The sequence below is a fragment of the Paenarthrobacter sp. FR1 genome, assembly GCF_051106045.1.
Taxonomy (GTDB): Bacteria; Actinomycetota; Actinomycetes; order Actinomycetales; family Micrococcaceae; genus Arthrobacter; species Arthrobacter nitroguajacolicus_A.
The window spans coordinates 202,432-217,425 of sequence record NZ_JBPFSF010000005.1 but is presented as its reverse complement, the minus strand read 5'-3'; the positions used below and the strand labels follow the sequence as shown (position 1 = coordinate 217,425).

Genomic DNA, 14,994 nt, shown 5'->3' with positions numbered 1-14,994 from the left:
GCCAGCAGACGGACAGCCGCCGCCTGCCACCCCCGGAAAGAGGCGGCAAGCGACGGCTGTCAGCACAAGCGACTTACGGGGCACAGGTGAACTTGGCATCACCCCAGACACCATGTGCGCCATTGATGGAACCGGATGGGTCAACAGCCAATTCCACATATGCCACGCCCGTCAGGTCAACGGACACCGATTCCGGAGCGAATCCCGGGGTGTACGTGCGCGACTGGTACTTGTTCACCCCGTCGGTGTTGACCTTGAAGATGATGTTGCCGCCGAAGCCGCTTTCAAGGCCCACTTGCGACGTAAACGAAGTGCACTTGCCACCCAGGTAATAGGTGATCTTGGAGGCAGCATGCACGCCGAGGCCCTTCGAGAAAACAGGCTGCTGACCGGTGGCGGGATCAGTGTAGTTAATGGCCAGCGGCTTGTCCGGGGACGACGCGGAGTCCTTGTTGGCCACGTTCTTGCCGATTACTCCGTAACCGTTCAATGCCTGGACCCACGGGGTTTCCGAGGCGAACACCGAGCCATGCGGAACGTCCGGCAGCGGCTGCGAGGTCACCTTCCAGTCGAAGAACTTCACCCGGGTGTCGGTGGGCAAGGTGACGGAGGCCAGTTCCTTGGTGGGGTTAAGCCGCACCGTGTTGGAGAACGCCTGGTACTTGTACTGCGTGTACTCCGGCGACGGACCGTTGGCGTTGTTGCGGCCTTGTTCGGAAACTGCGAGCAGGGCGCCGTTCAGTACTGAGGGCTGAAGCCAGTTCGGGAAGAAGATGGACTGTTTCTCAGTGGATCCGTCAGCATACGTCAAGGTCAACGTAGGGCTCGTTCCATTGCCCACCGCGGCCGATCCGAGGACAGCCAAGTGCGTTCCCTTGCCCTTCACGGCGATGGTCTGCGCGGACAGCGCCACCGAGTTGGGGACATCGGGTCCCACGACCGGCCATGTGTAGTCCACCTGCGTCGGCTTCCCGGCATCCACCGTTACCGTACTGCCCGGCCTGACACCGCCCGCCGGAACCGTGGCGGCAGCCAGCTGCTCGGCAGCGAAGGTGGCCCCTCCGCCGTCGAAGTTTCCGAGCGCCTTGCCCGCCACCGTGGTGATGGAGACGGTGTTGTAGGCCGCAGCCAAGGACCCGTAGGCGACATAGATCTGGTTGCCGCCGGTCACCGATTGCTTGGAGCCGGAAGCAGTGTACGACGCCGATACCCGCACGGTCTGTTGGCCCGCCTTCGCGCTGGAGCCGGGTTTGATGACGAACGTGGCAGTGGTTGTGGCGCCGCCTTCGACCTTGGCCGCCGTCGCGCCGGAGGAAGAGACAACAGTCCAGCCCTCGGGAAGAACCGGGGTGAGGACCACATTGGTCTTGGCCTTGGTTCCGGTGTTCACAAATGCCGCGGTGACGGTGGTTTCCTGGTCCTGGAAGACCTGCTGGCCGGTGGTCACGCGGACTTCCGCTGCGGTGTCTTCCTGGCTCTTGCCGCCCAGCGGGCCGGCCTGCTGGAGTTGAACCGTTGCGGACTGGTTGGAAGCGATGGACCCGGTCTTTACCCAGATAGTGCCGTTGTTGGCCTCGTCGAAGTACCAGCCGGTTGCCGCAGCTGCGTAAGCAGCCTGGGTGGTGTGTTGGGTGAGTTTGGTTCCACCGATTTTGACGTCCTTGGGTGCCGCGCCTGCATGGACTTTGAGCTCGTAGGGGCGGGCTGCGGCCTTGCCGGTGTATTCGCCCGTCCGTTCACCGATTGTCACCTTGACGCTGCTGTTGCCGGTACCTGGCGCATCCACGGAGAAGAGCTGGCTGGAGGACTTGCCGTCCTTGAATTCGCGGGTGACCTTGTCATCCTCATAGAGCGTGAAGGTGTCCTGGCCCTTGGCGTAGACGTCCAAGGTGATCATGGAGTCTTCCGGGACCAAGGACGCATTGCGGGCCACGATGCCTTGCGGGATCACCGCTCCGGCACGAACGAATACAGGCAGCTTGTCCAGGGGTGCGTTGTAGCCGTTGAGGATCTGGCCGCCCTGGTAGAGCTTGCCGGTCCAGTAGTCCACCCACTGCTGTCCTGCCGGGAGGAAGATTCCGTTGCGGACGTCGGTCTGGGTGAAGACCGGTGCCACCAGGAAATCGGACCCAAGCATGAACTGGTTGTTCGCTTCGGCCCCGTAGGACCACTGCTGGTCAGGGAATTCGAGGGCCATGGAGCGCATCATGGAGACGCCGGTGGTGGAGGATTCCTGCGCCAAGGAGTAGATGAAGGGCATGAGTTGCTGGCGGAGCTGCAGGTATTGGCGGTTGATGGCTGTTGCCTCATCGCCGTAGAGCCACGGGCGCTTGTCCGTCGCGGCCCAGCCGGACATGGAGTACAGCGCCGGAGCGAAGGCTTTCCACTGGAGGTCGCGGACGTAGGACTCGGCGGACCCGCCAAAGATGCCGTCAACGTCGCCGGTGGTGAATGCCAGGCCCGAGTTGCCGGCGCCGGTGAGGGCCGAGACCTGCCAGCGGACGGCGTCGAGGTTTCCTGAATGGTCACCCGTCCACTGCATGCCGCACCGCTGGGAGCCGGCCCAGCCTTCCACCATCAGGGAGGTGCCGCGGGCGTTCGAGTACTGCTCGATACCACCGTGGGCAGCCTCGCAGCCCGTGAGGGCCTGGCGGTAGCCTTGGCCCACCCATGCGACGTCCAGCTTGCGGAGCCGGACTCCGGCCTCGCCCACTTCATATTCCTGGTTGGTGAGGGAGCGTTGCGTCCAGAGGCCAACCTTGAGGTCGGCTTCGTCCTCGATGTTGCTCACGGTTTCCGGGAGTTGCTGGTACTCGCAGCCGTAGCCGTCGTTGACCAGCATCCAGCCGGCGGGCATGTCGTTCTCAACGAACTTCCGTGCGGTCTTGATGGCGTCGGGAGTTTTCTGCTTGGCGCCGTCGGGATCGCCGTAACCGGAGGACGAATAGCCCGGATTTGAGCGGTTGTAGCAGTCAGCGTCGCCATATTCCAGGGCGTAGACCGGTGGCATCATCGGCTTGCCGGTCAGCGTGGTGTATGCGCCCAGGGACTGCTTGTAATCGCCCACGAAGTAGTAGGCGTCAAAACGCTTTTCCTCATGCGTAGTGGTCGGTTCGCCCGCGAAATTGTAGGAGCCGCGGGCAAACGTGTCGCGGAGGACGCCGTAGCCCTTGGAGGACATGTAATACGGCACGGCGTTGGGGTAGCCGTCGTCGTCCCAGTCGAAGTTCTTGGCGATGTTGATCAGTGCGCCGGTGTGGACGGAGCGGCCATTCTGCATGCCGCCGCCGATGAATTGTTCACCGTCCTGCTGCGCAAGGTGCTGGGTGGCCGAATTTGCCCCAAAAGTGATGGGAGCGGACTCTTCCAGGACCAGGGAACCGTCAGCCCTGACGACGCGGAGCTGGGTGGAGGCTTTGTTGATCTCGACGCTGATTTTTGCAGTTTTCAGGACCAGCCAGTCGCCGTCGGTGACCGTGGGCGTGGTGCCAGGGAACTTGTCTTTGCCCACCACGATGTTGGCGGTCCTGGCCGGGTCGCCTTGGTCGGTATTGGCCGGGTCCGTGAATTTTCCGCTGGGATCGGCTTCCAAACGGAAGTTACCGTCGTCCAGGAACGTGACGCGGATGGCGCCCTTTTCGGTGGAGAGGTCGACGACGTGGCCGGACTGGGTAAAGCCGGTCACTGCCCCGAGGGGTACTCCGGCAGCATCGACGGGTACTTCCGGGGTAACGGCTTTGATCGCCGCGGGATCACCGGGTGCGGCATTGGCGGCGGCGGCAAAGGTGAGGACGGGGATGGTTCCTGCGAGAAGCAGCGAGGCGAGGCCGAGGGATGCGACCTTCCTGGCTAACGAGTTTTTTCTAGTGCGTCCGAAGCTGTTGGGGGCAGCTCCGGACAGACCCAAGGAGGGTGCGGACATGTGAGCCAACTTTCGACGAGTGACAGTTTGTGATCTAACTCATAGCGAAACGTGCACTAATCGTCACCGCTCGAAGGCGAAAGGTCAACCGTTTCACCAAAATTGGCGGGGTCTAATGGCCGCGGATGATCCTGCGTTGCGTCGCGACGGCGATGGCAGCCGTGCGATTATCCACGCCGAGCTTCGAGTAGATGTGCACCAAATGGGTCTTCACCGTGGCCTCGGAAATGAAGAGTTGCTTGGCCATGGCACGGTTGCTCATGCCGGTGGCCAGCAGTTCCAGCAGCTGGACCTCCCTGCCGCTCAATGCCGGAGAGGGATTCCGGATGCGGCCCATAAGCCGGGCCGCAACTTCAGGCGCCAACGCCGTTTGACCGGCCGCGGCGGACAGGACCGCCTGCCGGATCTGCTCCGGCGGCGCGTCCTTCAGCATGTAGCCGCTGGCGCCGGCCTCCACTGCGGCGAGGATGTCGGCGTCAGTGTCGTACGTCGTCAGAATCAGGACGGGTGGAGGGGGGCTGCCGGCCTCACCCGCTTTGATCTTCCCGGTGGCCGTCACACCGTCCATGCCATCGCCCATCTGCAGGTCCATGAGCACCAGGTCCACGGGCTCGCCGAGCGTGTGCAGCTTGCTCAGCTCAACCAATGCGGCATCACCGTCGGACGCTTCCGCCACCACGCTTACGCCGGGGAAGTCGGCCAACATCGCCCGGAGACCAGCCCTGACCACCGGATGGTCGTCCACCAGCAGGACACGAATGTCACTCATACGGCACCTTCCCCCGCAGGTAAGGGCACTCGCATCGCCACGACGGTTCCCTCACCAGGAGCCGACTCGATCTCCAGGCTGCCGTCCAAAGCGGCAAGCCGCTCACGCAAACTCAGAAGCCCGACGCCGGTGCCGTCGCCGCGTGCTGTACCGGCCGCCGTCGACGGCTGGAAACCTATGCCGTCGTCGAAAACGTCCAGCGTCACCTCCGTGCCAAGGAAGGACAGGGTCACGACGGCGGCGCGCGCGTGGGCGTGCGCCCACACGTTCGCGAGGGATGCCTGGGCGGCCCGGAGCAGGGTGGTCTGGTACGTATTGGGCAGCTCCACAGGCGTACCAACCAACTCGAAGCGGCAGCGCAACGCCGTACCCCTGGCAGCGGCCTCAGTCTCGGTCTTTTCGCAGAGCCGACGCAGCGTGTCCACCAGCCCGGACTGTTCAAGGTCCGGCGAACGCAGTCCCCGCACGAAACTGCGCGCCTCCGCCAGGTTGGCCGACGCCGTGTCCTGGACGATCCTCAGCCGCTCCTGCGCCGTCTCCACGTCGCCGCCCTCCAGTGCTTTCTCTGCGGACCTGCCCATCAGGACAATGCTGGAAAAGCCCTGCGCCAGCGTGTCGTGGATTTCCCGGGCCAGCCGTTCGCGCTCGGCCATGGTCCCGGCGTCGTGCTGTGTTTTGGCAAGTTCCGCCCGGGTCCGGCGGAGATCGTCAGCCACGATCCGCTGGTTCTCCGCCTCGAGGAACAGTGCCCGGTACGCCAGTCCGGTGACCACAGCGAAGCCGGCCCCGAACACCGGCCCCAGAACCATGGCCAGTTGCAGGCCGCCGTCGGACAATCCCCGGCTGTGGAACCACAAGGCGCCCACCAGCAGGGCGGTGCTCGCTGCGATAGCCGGCAATGCCAGGCGACGGGGGAGCAGGTGCAACTGCAGGAAGAACAGTGGGAAAGCGACCCAGGCGAAGTCGCTGCTGACCAGCAGGAGCAGCAGCCACAGCAGCATCACGGCGCCCAGCCACAAGCGTGCATACATCGAGGGATTGAACCGCGAGGAGTCGGTTGCGTGGCGTTTCTCAAGGATGGTTCCTGCGAGGTAGACCAGCGCCAGGAGGGCGGACAATCCCAGGCCAGCCACCACGGTCATCGGAGAGGGTGTCCCGGCAGTTCCAACACCGGTCAGCAACCGCACCATCGCCACTAGCAGCAGCACCGCGAAACCCACGTGCAGGCAGACGCGCAGCACGCGAAGGATTGTGGCGGCGCCTGCGGGGGTCTGCATGCCTCCCAGCGTATCCCCGGCCACCTCCCGAACGGCCCGGAATCCACGTCCTGGAGCCTGAATCAACCTTTCGGATGATCGTCGGTTCAACCCCTCGGCGCCGGCCAATCCATCCGGCTCCCGATGTCCTCCCTACCCGTCTTCGGAAGAGTTGATGGTGCCGGGACCAAGCCCGCACCAACCGAAGGAATCCGATGTTTCTCGCCATCCGCGACATCCGCTTCGCCAAGGGCCGCTTCGCGCTCATGGGCAGCGTCGTCGCCCTGATCACTTTGCTGCTGGTCATGCTCTCCGGCCTGACGGCGGGCCTGGGCAACCAGTCGACGTCGGCTATTGCTGCCCTGCCCACCCAGCAGATTGTCTTCGGCGCACCGGCGGGCGGTGAACCGAAGCTCTCCTATACGGAGTCGGAGGTTTCCGCGGCCCAGGTGGAGTCGTGGCGGGAACAGCCCGGCGTCACGTCAGCCCAGGCGCTCGGGATCAGCCAAACACGCTTCCAGTCCTTGGGAGCGGGCGATACTCCGAGTGGCACGGCGAATGTCGCTGTTTTTGGCGGGTCCGTGGCCCCATCCGCTGTGCAGGATGGGACCGTGGTGATCGGTGAAACGCTGGCCAAGGACCTTTCGCTGGAGGCCGGCAACCGTATCCGGATGGGCGGGACGGACCTGACGGTCGCGGCCGTTGTGGAGGACCAGTGGTACTCGCACACGGGCGTGGTCTGGACGACGCTCGATACTTGGCGCTCCATCGCCCACGCCTCGCCCGGGACCGCCACCGTCATCGCCATAACGCACGACGCCGGAACCTCCTTGGACCTCCACGCCGCCAACGCGATGGCCGGCACGGTCAGCACGGATCCCGTGGGCTCCTTCCAAGCGTTGGCCTCCTACAAAAGCGAGAACGGGTCACTCATGCTCATGCAGGCATTCCTTTACGGCATCTCCGCCCTGGTCATTGTGGCCTTCCTGACGGTGTGGACCGTGCAGCGCACGCGGGACATCGCTGTGCTCAAAGCCCTGGGCGCCTCTTCGGGCTACGTTCTGCGGGATGCATTGGCCCAAGCTGCCCTGGTATTGCTGGCCGGAGCGGCCGTTGGCGGTGCCATTGGCTTGGGCGGAGGAGTTCTCGCCGCCCAAGCGGCGCCCTTCCTGGTCACTCCCCTCACAACGCTGCTGCCGGTGGCGGGGATCATCCTCCTGGGCCTGGGTGGTGCCGTCCTGGCAGTCCGAAAAGTCACAACGGTTGATCCGCTGCTGGCCCTCGGCGGCAACTAAAACATACTTCGAAAGGCATACACCGTGACCTCCGCACTTACACTCGTCAACATCTCCCTCGAATATCCCGATGGCGGTTCCACGCTCAAGGCCTTGGACTCCGTGGACCTGGCCGTCCGCAGGGGTGAGTTCCTCTCCCTGGTGGGACCCTCCGGCTCCGGCAAATCCTCTTTGCTCGCCGTCGCGGCCACGCTGGTCAAACCCACTGCCGGGCTGGTGGTGATCGATGGGCAGGATGTCTCCGCCCTTAAGGATGCCGAGCGCACAGAACTCCGCCGGGACAAAGTGGGCATCATCTTCCAACAACCCAACCTGCTCCCGGCACTGACCGCCGTCGAGCAGTTGCTGATCCGTGAGCATCTGCGCGGCAATCCCCTGAAGGACGCCCGCCTCAAAGCGGGGGAACTTCTGGATGTGGTGGGTCTGTCCGGTGCTTTGCACAAACGGCCACACCAGCTGTCCGGCGGGCAGCGCCAACGGGTGAACATCGCACGGGCCTTGATGGGGAGTCCCACGGTGCTCCTGGTGGACGAGCCCACGGCGGCTCTCGATCACGAACGGAGCGATTCGATTGTCCGTCTCTTGCGCCGCGTCACCGATGAGTTCCGGACGGCCACGGTCATGGTCACCCACGACACGGAATTCCTGCCCCTCACCGACGCGGTCGCGACCATGCGGGATGGCCGGATCAGCCGCGCGGCAGTCCCGTCCGCCCAGCCCAGCTAGGGGAGCCGAGGAGAGCTTCGTCCTGGGCGTCGTCGTAAGCATCGCGGGCTTCCAGGATGGTGGGGACATGGCTCTCGGCCCATTCGCGGAGCAATGACAATGGTTGCAACAGGGACTCGCCCATCGCCGTCAGCTCGTAGTCCACGCGCGGTGGTACCTGGGCGTGGACGGTCCGCGTGATCAGCCCGTCCCGCTCAAGGGCTCGCAGCGTCTGGGTCAGCACCTTGGGCGTCACAACGCTCACCATCTTCCGCAGCTCCGAGAAGCGGACGGGTCCTTCGCCCAGAACCTGGATCACCAGCGATGCCCACTTATCGCCGATGCGCTGGAAGATCACCCGTGATGGGCACTTTGGGTCCAGGATGTTCGCGGGGAGGTCTTGGGTGTTCATAGTTCAGTATCCCTGAGGTAACTAGGTTCCTTTGAAGCTATCAGTATCTATTGGATACCTTTGACTTATTGCAAGGATACCAACCCCAAGGAGAGCAATGAAAATCGCAGTTTACGGCGCAACGGGCATGGTCGGAAGCCAGATCGTCAACGAATCCATCACTCGCGGCCACCAAGTCACGGCTATCTCCCGTAAGGGCGCAGAAGTCCCCGGCGCTTCCGCCCGGGCCGCAGACCAGGCCGACGGCCAGACGTTCGCGTCCATTGCAAAGGAGCACGACGTCGTTGTGTTGGCAACGGGTCCCAGCCGCACCGGCGGCGACCATGCGGAATGGCTTGACGCCATGGCTACCGCGTACAGCAACTCCGAGGGCACCCGCCTGATGATTGTTGGCGGCGCCGGCACCCTGGAAATTGACGGTGTCCGCCTCCTCGATTCCCCGGACTTCCCCGAGGCCTACAAGGCTGAAGCCACCACGGCAGCCAAGGCATTCGAAGCTGTGAAGCAGACTCCGGAGACCATCGACTGGACCGTCCTTGCTCCCGCGCCCGTCATTCAGCCTGGTGAGCGCACCGGCGAATACACCGTGGCCAAGGATTCACCTGCCGGCAACAGCATCTCCTCACAGGACTACGCCGTAGCCATGCTGGACGAGATTGAAACCCCGGCCCACCGCCGCGCACGTTTCACCGCTGCCAACTAGGGCCTCCTACAGCCCCACTCCGAGCCCGGGTACCTGCGCCTGGAATATGTCCTTAAGGGCATATTTCGCCGCGTGGTATCCGGGCATTCCCGTAACCCCCGGACCCGGTGGCGTCGAGGATGAACACAGGTAGACACCGGGCATGGGGGTCCGCCAGGGCGCATTCGACACCACGGGGCGCTGGAGGAGACCGCGCATATCCACCAAGCCCGCGCTGAAGTCTCCACCCACATAGTTCTCGTTGTACGCCGCCAGGTCCGCCGGCGTCGTGGTTTTGGAAGCGACCACAACATCACGGAAGCCCGGGGCATACTGCTCAATGCGTGCGGTCACCGCCTCGGCCATGTCCACGTCGGAGCCGGCGGGCACGTGGCAATACGTCCACAGGATGTTCCGGCCCGCGGGTGCCCGCGATGGGTCAACCAGCGATGGCTGTGACACCAGGACATAGGGGTCCTTGGGGTGCTTGCCCATCGCCACCAGGTTCTCGGCTTCTGCTATGGCTGCCCGCGAACCACCGACATGGACGGTTCCCGCCTTCGCCAATCCCGGGGCGGACCAAGGGACGGGTCCGGAAAGGATGTAGTCCACTTTGCAGGCAGCATTCCCAAATCGGAATGTTTCCAGTGCCCGCCGGTAACGGTCTGGAATTTCCCCGCCACCCAGTCGTGCCAGTGTCGGCGGTGCCACATCCAACAGAATGGCCTTCGCCGGCCGGACCTGGTCCAGCGAGTCCACCCGCTCACCCGTATGGATAGTGCCTCCATGGGCGAGGAGGTCATCGGCCATGGCCTTGGCAATGGCGGCCGAGCCGCCCATGGGGACCACCCAACCCCCAGCGTGAGCCAGGACCCCCAGCAAGAGGCCAGCGCCGGTGGCACTGAGCGATGGCAAGGCAGAGACGGCATGTGCCATGACACCGGTCAGCAGTGCGGGGGCAGCCTCTTCACGGAAGCGGCGTCCCCAGAACGGCGTTCCCTGGTCCAAGGTGGCAAGCCCAAACCTGAGGGCTGCCTGCGGATCCCGGGGGACGCGCAACAACTGGTTGGACGTAAAATCCACCACGCCCTCAACATGCGCCAAGAGGGGCGCCATCAACCTGCGATAGGCCGGGCCGTCAACGCCCAGCTCCGCCGATGTCCGTTCCAACGACTGGTAGGCCAGCGCTGCCCCGCCCTTGTCCAAGGGAGTGCCGTGCTGGATCTCTGGAACCCGCAGATCCACGCGCTGCGAAAGTTCGAAGGACTTGAAGAACGGCGACGCCAACGCCATGGGATGCACCGCAGAGCACACATCGTGGAAATAGCCGGGTTCAATCAATTCCGTGGTCCGAGTTCCGCCACCAATGGTGGCTGCGGCCTCGTACAGATGGACATCGAGCCCGGCACGGGCCATCACCACCGCAGCGGCAAGGCCGTTGGGACCGGCACCGACGACGGCGACATCAGCCATCGCTCTTCACCTCCGTTTTGTGGGCTGCTGTGGATGCGGGAAGGGCAGCTTGGGTCCGCCACGGCAGCGCAGAGCGCGAAGGGCGGAAGACATCGAACCGCAACCAGTCCCGCGCACCATCAAAAGGTCCGCCGTGGGGATCGTCTTGCCCGTACGCTCGCAACGGATCCTGGGCAGGATCCCAGATATCCATGATCACGCGTGCCATCAGGTACGCGGTTGCTGCCATATGAAGTGCGACAGCCAGGACGTAGTAGGACATGTCGATGTTGTGCTGAACGGAGCCGCCGCTGGTCGCTTGGCCGAGGTACATCCAGATGGCTGCCCAATGCAGCCCTTCTGCGGCCTGCCAGATCAAGAAGTCCCGCCACCGGGGCCTTGCCAGGGCCAGAAGCGGGATGAGCCAGATGACGAATTGGGGCGAGTAGACCTTGTTGGTGAGGATGAAGGCAGCCACGATCAAGAAAGCCAGCTGGGCCAGGCGCGGCCGGTGTGGTGCACACAGGGACAGTGCACCTATGAGAACGCACGCCAGAATGAACAGGGACAGCGCCAGGGAGTTGATGGTTCCCGCGTCCAGCTGCGTCCACTGGACTCGGTCGGCCACCAGGTTGTAAGCGAACCACGGTGAGCTGTACCCGGCCGGGCGCTCTTGCGAGAACTCAAAGAAGTAGCGCCATTCGGAGGGGTTGATCACGGCGATGGGTAGATTAACGGCAAGCCAAGACGCCAGGGCAGCGCCGGTGGTGACAAAGAACGTCCGCAGCTTGCCAGTCCGCAGGGCCAATAGCAGTATGGCGCCGAGTATCAGGACGGGATACAGCTTGGTGGCCGTTCCAAGGCCGATGAACACACCCGCCAGTACCAGTTTGTCCCGGGAGAAGAAGTACATGCCCAGGGCCAGCAGCCCCACGGCCCACATGTCCCAGTTGATGAAGCCGGCCAGAATCATGCCCGGGGCTACGGCCACCATGGCAGCATCCCAAGGGCGTCGTTTGTTGATCCGTGCCGTGAGAAGGACGGTGACTATCCATATGGCCACAATCATGGTGGCATTGATGTCAAAGTAGGCCAGAACGCGCTCGTTCCCCACACCTTGCCCTGGAACCAGCAATGCTGTGAAACCTGCAATGACCCCCATGAGCACGGGGTACTCGAACAGGCTGCCCTGCGTGAAGAAGGGGAAGATGCCATCGCCCAGTCCCCGGTTTTTGAAGAGCTCAGGGAAGTCGGAGTAGCAGGTGGCGTAGAACTGATCGGGAGTCTGCCAGCCGTTGACACGGCAGTAGTCCTTCGCGAGGACCGCCAGCAACGCGGCGAACACGGTCAGGATGATAAGGACGCGTTCAACTGTGAATGGCCCTGGAGAGATTTTTCCCGGAGACGAGTATTTGCCCATGGGCCCACCCACCAGCTCCGTGAAGTTGCGAAGCAGGGGATCGCTGCGGCTGGGAACCACAAAGCGGGCACGTTTTCGCTGCTGGTGCGGCTTCGTCTCCTGCATGGATCGAGCTTACCGTCATGCCGTGACCCACGGCCCAGTGGAAGTCCCCGGTCGGAGTCCCCGTTAAAAGGGGGGAGCCCACGCGTAGCCGCGTGGGCTCCTTGAGGTTCAGCATGAATGTCTGGCATCTGAAACTCCTTCGGAATGGCTGAAGGGATTCAGCGGATGAGTCCCATCTGGTGCAGGACAACGTAGACGTCTTCGCGGCGCTGGTCGAGCAGCTGGCCGTTGAACAGGGTGCGGTCCTTGGGAGCATCGCTGCTCTTGTAGAAGCGCATGTCTTCGGGGCGTTTTGGCATGGTTCACCTCCTTTCGTGGAGAAATCTCCGATATTTAGGCATGACAATTAGAGCCAATTGATTCCATGAGAAATCAAAGCCTAAAAGGGCATAAATAGCCGAGGTTAATGAGGGGATAAAGCGGACCGAATCAACAGGGATTCGTCGTGCAATAGCGCGTGCTTCCTGCAGTCGACCCAACAAGAAGCTGGTTCCGAACTTTGGGGAAACTGCGCACCCGCGGCATGCTGCGTGGGTCCGCGCCTACAACTGACTACTCAGAACGCCAACCACGCAGGGTGGTGGCCATGAACACCGCCGGCATCAGGCCGGTCCGGTGAATCAGGAGTGGGTCAGAGAGCAAAAACGGCGTCGATCATCAGCAGAGGCCGGGGTAGCAGTGACGGTCAACTTCCGTCCGCTAGTCAAAGTAATCATTTTTCCCAACCTCCTTTTCTGGCTGTAACAGCCTGCTGTGGCATTGTCCCGACTGACTAACCGGTGAATGCGCGCCTGGTTCCCGGCGGGTCGCTCTGGGAACAAGATATAAGCTACCCCATGAACACGGAGTTTGACCAGCGCAATTCGCTAATTTGCCAAAAGTTTTTCTAAATTAATGGTTTAGAGGCCCCATCGGACAATTGCGGGCGTCCGCTTATCCCAACCAAGCGTGCACACCTTTGCGGTTCCCAGAATGAAGTGCCGGCCTTCGCGGGCGTCCATTTCGAGCCAACGCGCCGTGAGGATTCGGGAGAAATGTCCGTGGGCAACCACCAGAACGTTATCCATCCCGGATTCCAGGACACGCCCAATGATCTTGTCAGCCCGGGCAGCTACTTCGTCCAGCGTCTCACCGTTCGGCACGCCGTCGGTCCAGATCAGATAGTCCGGGTTGTCCTTGCGGATGAGGTCCGAGCTGATGCCTTCGTAGTCGCCATAGTTCCATTCGACAGCCAGCGGTTCATGCACGGCTTCCGGATAGCCTGCCAACTCGGCGGTGCGTCGGGCGCGACGCAGCGGTGAAGTCAGCACCAGGTCGAAGTCGATACTTTCCAGCACCTTGCGTGCTTCAACTGCCTGCTGCTCACCCTCAACAGTGAGCGGGAGATCCGTCAGGCCCGTGTACTGGCCACTCTTGGACCATTCCGTCTCACCGTGGCGCAGGATCCAGAGTTGTGGACGCGGGGAAGTCGCAGCGGTCATGATGGCTCCTCAGTTTCGGTCAAAGGCTCGACGACGGCGGACTCGGGTTGCGCTTCCCACCATGCCAGGAGCTTCTGCTCGGCTTCGTCCGGGGACAGTGGTCCGTGTTCCATGCGTTCTTCGAGAAGGAACTTGTAGGCCTTGCCAACCACAGGCCCTGGTTTCAGTCCCAGGAGGGCCATGATTTGCGCTCCATCAAGGTCTGGCCGGACTGCAGCCAACGATTCCTGCTCCAAGAGCGCCGCGATGCGATGCTCAAGGTCATCGTAGGCGAAGGACAAGCGGTCGGCCTTGCGCTGGTTACGCGTGGTGACGTCAGAGCGGGTCAGGCGGTGAAGGCGCTCCAGCAGGGGACCGGCGTCGGTCACGTAGCGGCGGACCGCTGAGTCGCTCCAGCCAGCGTCGCCGTAGCCGTAGAAGCGCATGTGCAGTTCAACCAAGCGGGAGACGGCTTTGATCGACTCGTTGTCGAACCGCAGCGCCTTCATCCGCTTCGCCGTCAGTTTCGAGCCCACAACGTCATGGTGGCGGAAGCTCACCGCACCGCCCGGTTCAAAGCGGCGCGTAGCCGGCTTGCCGACGTCGTGCATCAAGGCAGCGAACCGCAGCACGAAATCGGGGCCGGGCACCGGACCGTCAGGACCAGTTTCAAGCGCGGCGGCCTGTTCCAGAACCTGCAGCGAGTGCTGGTACACGTCCTTGTGCCGGTGGTGCTCGTCTGCTTCCAGGCGCAGTGCGGAGACCTCCGGGAGCACGAACTCAGCCAGGCCGGTGTCCACCAGGAGATCAATGCCCACGCGGGGGTGCGCTCCGTTGATGAGCTTGACCAACTCTTCGCGGACACGCTCGGCGGAAATGATCTTGATCCGGTCGGCCATCTGGGACATGGCGAGCCGGACGTCGTCGTGAACCGACACGCCGAGCTGAGATGCGAAGCGGGCCGCGCGCATCATCCGCAGCGGATCGTCCGAGAAGGAGGCTTCAGGAGCGCCGGGCGTTGCGAGCTCGGAGGCATGGAGGTCGCGGACGCCGCCGAAGGGGTCCACCAGTTCCAAGCTCGGCAACCGCAACGCCATGGCGTTGATGGTGAAGTCGCGGCGGAGAAGGTCGTCGGTCAGGGAGTTGCCGAACGCCACTACTGGCTTGCGTGAATCGGGGTCGTACGCTTCGGCGCGGTAGGTGGTGATTTCAATCTGGAAGCCGCTCTTCTTCATCCCGATGGTGCCGAAGGCGCGTCCGATTTCCCAGAAATTGTCCGCCCACTTCTTGATGACGGAAATGGTCTGGTCCGGCGTGGCGTCAGTGGTGAAGTCGAGGTCCGGGGAGGTCCTGCCGAGGAAGAGGTCGCGCACGGGCCCGCCCACCAGGGACAGCTCGAAGCCGGCATCGACAAAGCGCTGCCCGAGGTCGAGCACCACCGGATCGATGGTGAAGTTAACAGAAGAGCTGTCCAGTACGTGCGCCATAGTCCCTTAAGCTTGGCAGATTTTTACTC

Annotated in this window: 12 protein-coding genes; 3 read left to right on the top strand and 9 right to left on the bottom strand. The window is 63.1% G+C overall.

Going from position 1 to position 14,994, the window contains the following annotated elements:
• Positions 1-73: 73 nt before the first annotated feature.
• The 3 genes from ACR30Z_RS11990 to ACR30Z_RS11980 all read right to left on the bottom strand — a co-directional run bounded on the left by ACR30Z_RS11990 (position 74) and on the right by ACR30Z_RS11980 (position 5,968).
• Positions 74-3,922, bottom strand: a complete 3,849-nt coding sequence (locus tag ACR30Z_RS11990; RefSeq protein ID WP_434372741.1) for an NPCBM/NEW2 domain-containing protein — start codon at positions 3,920-3,922, stop codon at positions 74-76.
• 112 nt (positions 3,923-4,034) lie between these two features.
• Entirely contained in the window at positions 4,035-4,691 is a 657-nt protein-coding gene (locus tag ACR30Z_RS11985; RefSeq protein WP_144648947.1) for a response regulator, read from the bottom strand.
• Complete coding sequence (locus ACR30Z_RS11980) at positions 4,688-5,968, bottom strand: sensor histidine kinase (RefSeq protein WP_144648949.1); 1,281 nt, start codon at positions 5,966-5,968, stop codon at positions 4,688-4,690. The genes ACR30Z_RS11985 and ACR30Z_RS11980 overlap by 4 nt, the downstream gene beginning before the upstream one ends.
• A gap of 194 nt (positions 5,969-6,162) precedes the next feature.
• Between ACR30Z_RS11980 and ACR30Z_RS11975 the strand changes: the two genes are divergently transcribed.
• A complete protein-coding gene (locus ACR30Z_RS11975) occupies positions 6,163-7,242 on the top strand; it encodes an ABC transporter permease (RefSeq protein ID WP_434372739.1) in 1,080 nt (359 codons plus the stop codon).
• A 24-nt stretch (positions 7,243-7,266) separates the two neighbouring features.
• Positions 7,267-7,968, top strand: a complete 702-nt coding sequence (locus ACR30Z_RS11970; protein WP_434372738.1) for an ABC transporter ATP-binding protein — start codon at positions 7,267-7,269, stop codon at positions 7,966-7,968.
• Here the strand turns inward: ACR30Z_RS11970 and ACR30Z_RS11965 are convergent.
• Positions 7,931-8,359: a winged helix-turn-helix transcriptional regulator gene (locus ACR30Z_RS11965; protein WP_434372736.1), complete on the bottom strand. Its 429-nt coding sequence runs from the start codon at positions 8,357-8,359 to the stop codon at positions 7,931-7,933. The two genes, ACR30Z_RS11970 and ACR30Z_RS11965, sit on opposite strands and share 38 nt — an antisense overlap.
• A 97-nt stretch (positions 8,360-8,456) precedes the next feature.
• On the opposite strand from ACR30Z_RS11965, the gene ACR30Z_RS11960 reads away from it, so the two are divergent.
• Positions 8,457-9,062, top strand: a complete 606-nt coding sequence (locus tag ACR30Z_RS11960) for an NAD(P)-dependent oxidoreductase (protein ID WP_434372734.1) — start codon at positions 8,457-8,459, stop codon at positions 9,060-9,062.
• 6 nt (positions 9,063-9,068) lie between these two features.
• Here ACR30Z_RS11960 and ACR30Z_RS11955 read toward each other — a convergent pair whose 3' ends face one another.
• The 5 genes from ACR30Z_RS11955 to ACR30Z_RS11935 all read right to left on the bottom strand — a co-directional run bounded on the left by ACR30Z_RS11955 (position 9,069) and on the right by ACR30Z_RS11935 (position 14,965).
• Positions 9,069-10,514, bottom strand: a complete 1,446-nt coding sequence (locus ACR30Z_RS11955; RefSeq protein ID WP_434372733.1) for a phytoene desaturase family protein — start codon at positions 10,512-10,514, stop codon at positions 9,069-9,071.
• On the bottom strand, positions 10,507-12,018 hold the full coding sequence (locus tag ACR30Z_RS11950) for a glycosyltransferase family 87 protein (RefSeq protein ID WP_434372732.1): 1,512 nt from the start codon (positions 12,016-12,018) through the stop codon (positions 10,507-10,509). Before ACR30Z_RS11950 ends, ACR30Z_RS11955 begins: the two co-directional genes overlap by 8 nt.
• A 158-nt stretch (positions 12,019-12,176) precedes the next feature.
• On the bottom strand, positions 12,177-12,317 hold the full coding sequence (locus ACR30Z_RS11945; protein ID WP_167510425.1) for a hypothetical protein: 141 nt from the start codon (positions 12,315-12,317) through the stop codon (positions 12,177-12,179).
• 600 nt (positions 12,318-12,917) lie between these two features.
• Positions 12,918-13,499, bottom strand: coding sequence for a histidine phosphatase family protein (locus ACR30Z_RS11940; RefSeq protein ID WP_144648960.1), 582 nt, complete (start codon positions 13,497-13,499; stop codon positions 12,918-12,920).
• Entirely contained in the window at positions 13,496-14,965 is a 1,470-nt protein-coding gene (locus ACR30Z_RS11935) for a CCA tRNA nucleotidyltransferase (protein ID WP_144648962.1), read from the bottom strand. The genes ACR30Z_RS11940 and ACR30Z_RS11935 overlap by 4 nt, the downstream gene beginning before the upstream one ends.
• Positions 14,966-14,994 lie beyond the last annotated feature (29 nt).

Bases quoted from the DNA above. Each gene is read 5' to 3' on its own strand.
- ACR30Z_RS11965 (WP_434372736.1), bottom strand. From the start codon at position 8,359: ATGAACACCCAAGACCTCCCCGCGAACATCCTGGACCCAAAGTGCCCA.
- ACR30Z_RS11980 (WP_144648949.1), bottom strand. From the start codon at position 5,968: ATGCAGACCCCCGCAGGCGCCGCCACAATCCTTCGCGTGCTGCGCGTC.
- ACR30Z_RS11990 (WP_434372741.1), bottom strand. From the start codon at position 3,922: ATGTCCGCACCCTCCTTGGGTCTGTCCGGAGCTGCCCCCAACAGCTTC.
- ACR30Z_RS11975 (WP_434372739.1), top strand. From the start codon at position 6,163: ATGTTTCTCGCCATCCGCGACATCCGCTTCGCCAAGGGCCGCTTCGCG.
- ACR30Z_RS11955 (WP_434372733.1), bottom strand. From the start codon at position 10,514: ATGGCTGATGTCGCCGTCGTCGGTGCCGGTCCCAACGGCCTTGCCGCT.
- ACR30Z_RS11960 (WP_434372734.1), top strand. From the start codon at position 8,457: ATGAAAATCGCAGTTTACGGCGCAACGGGCATGGTCGGAAGCCAGATC.
- ACR30Z_RS11940 (WP_144648960.1), bottom strand. From the start codon at position 13,499: ATGACCGCTGCGACTTCCCCGCGTCCACAACTCTGGATCCTGCGCCAC.
- ACR30Z_RS11945 (WP_167510425.1), bottom strand. From the start codon at position 12,317: ATGCCAAAACGCCCCGAAGACATGCGCTTCTACAAGAGCAGCGATGCT.
- ACR30Z_RS11985 (WP_144648947.1), bottom strand. From the start codon at position 4,691: ATGAGTGACATTCGTGTCCTGCTGGTGGACGACCATCCGGTGGTCAGG.
- ACR30Z_RS11935 (WP_144648962.1), bottom strand. From the start codon at position 14,965: ATGGCGCACGTACTGGACAGCTCTTCTGTTAACTTCACCATCGATCCG.
- ACR30Z_RS11950 (WP_434372732.1), bottom strand. From the start codon at position 12,018: ATGCAGGAGACGAAGCCGCACCAGCAGCGAAAACGTGCCCGCTTTGTG.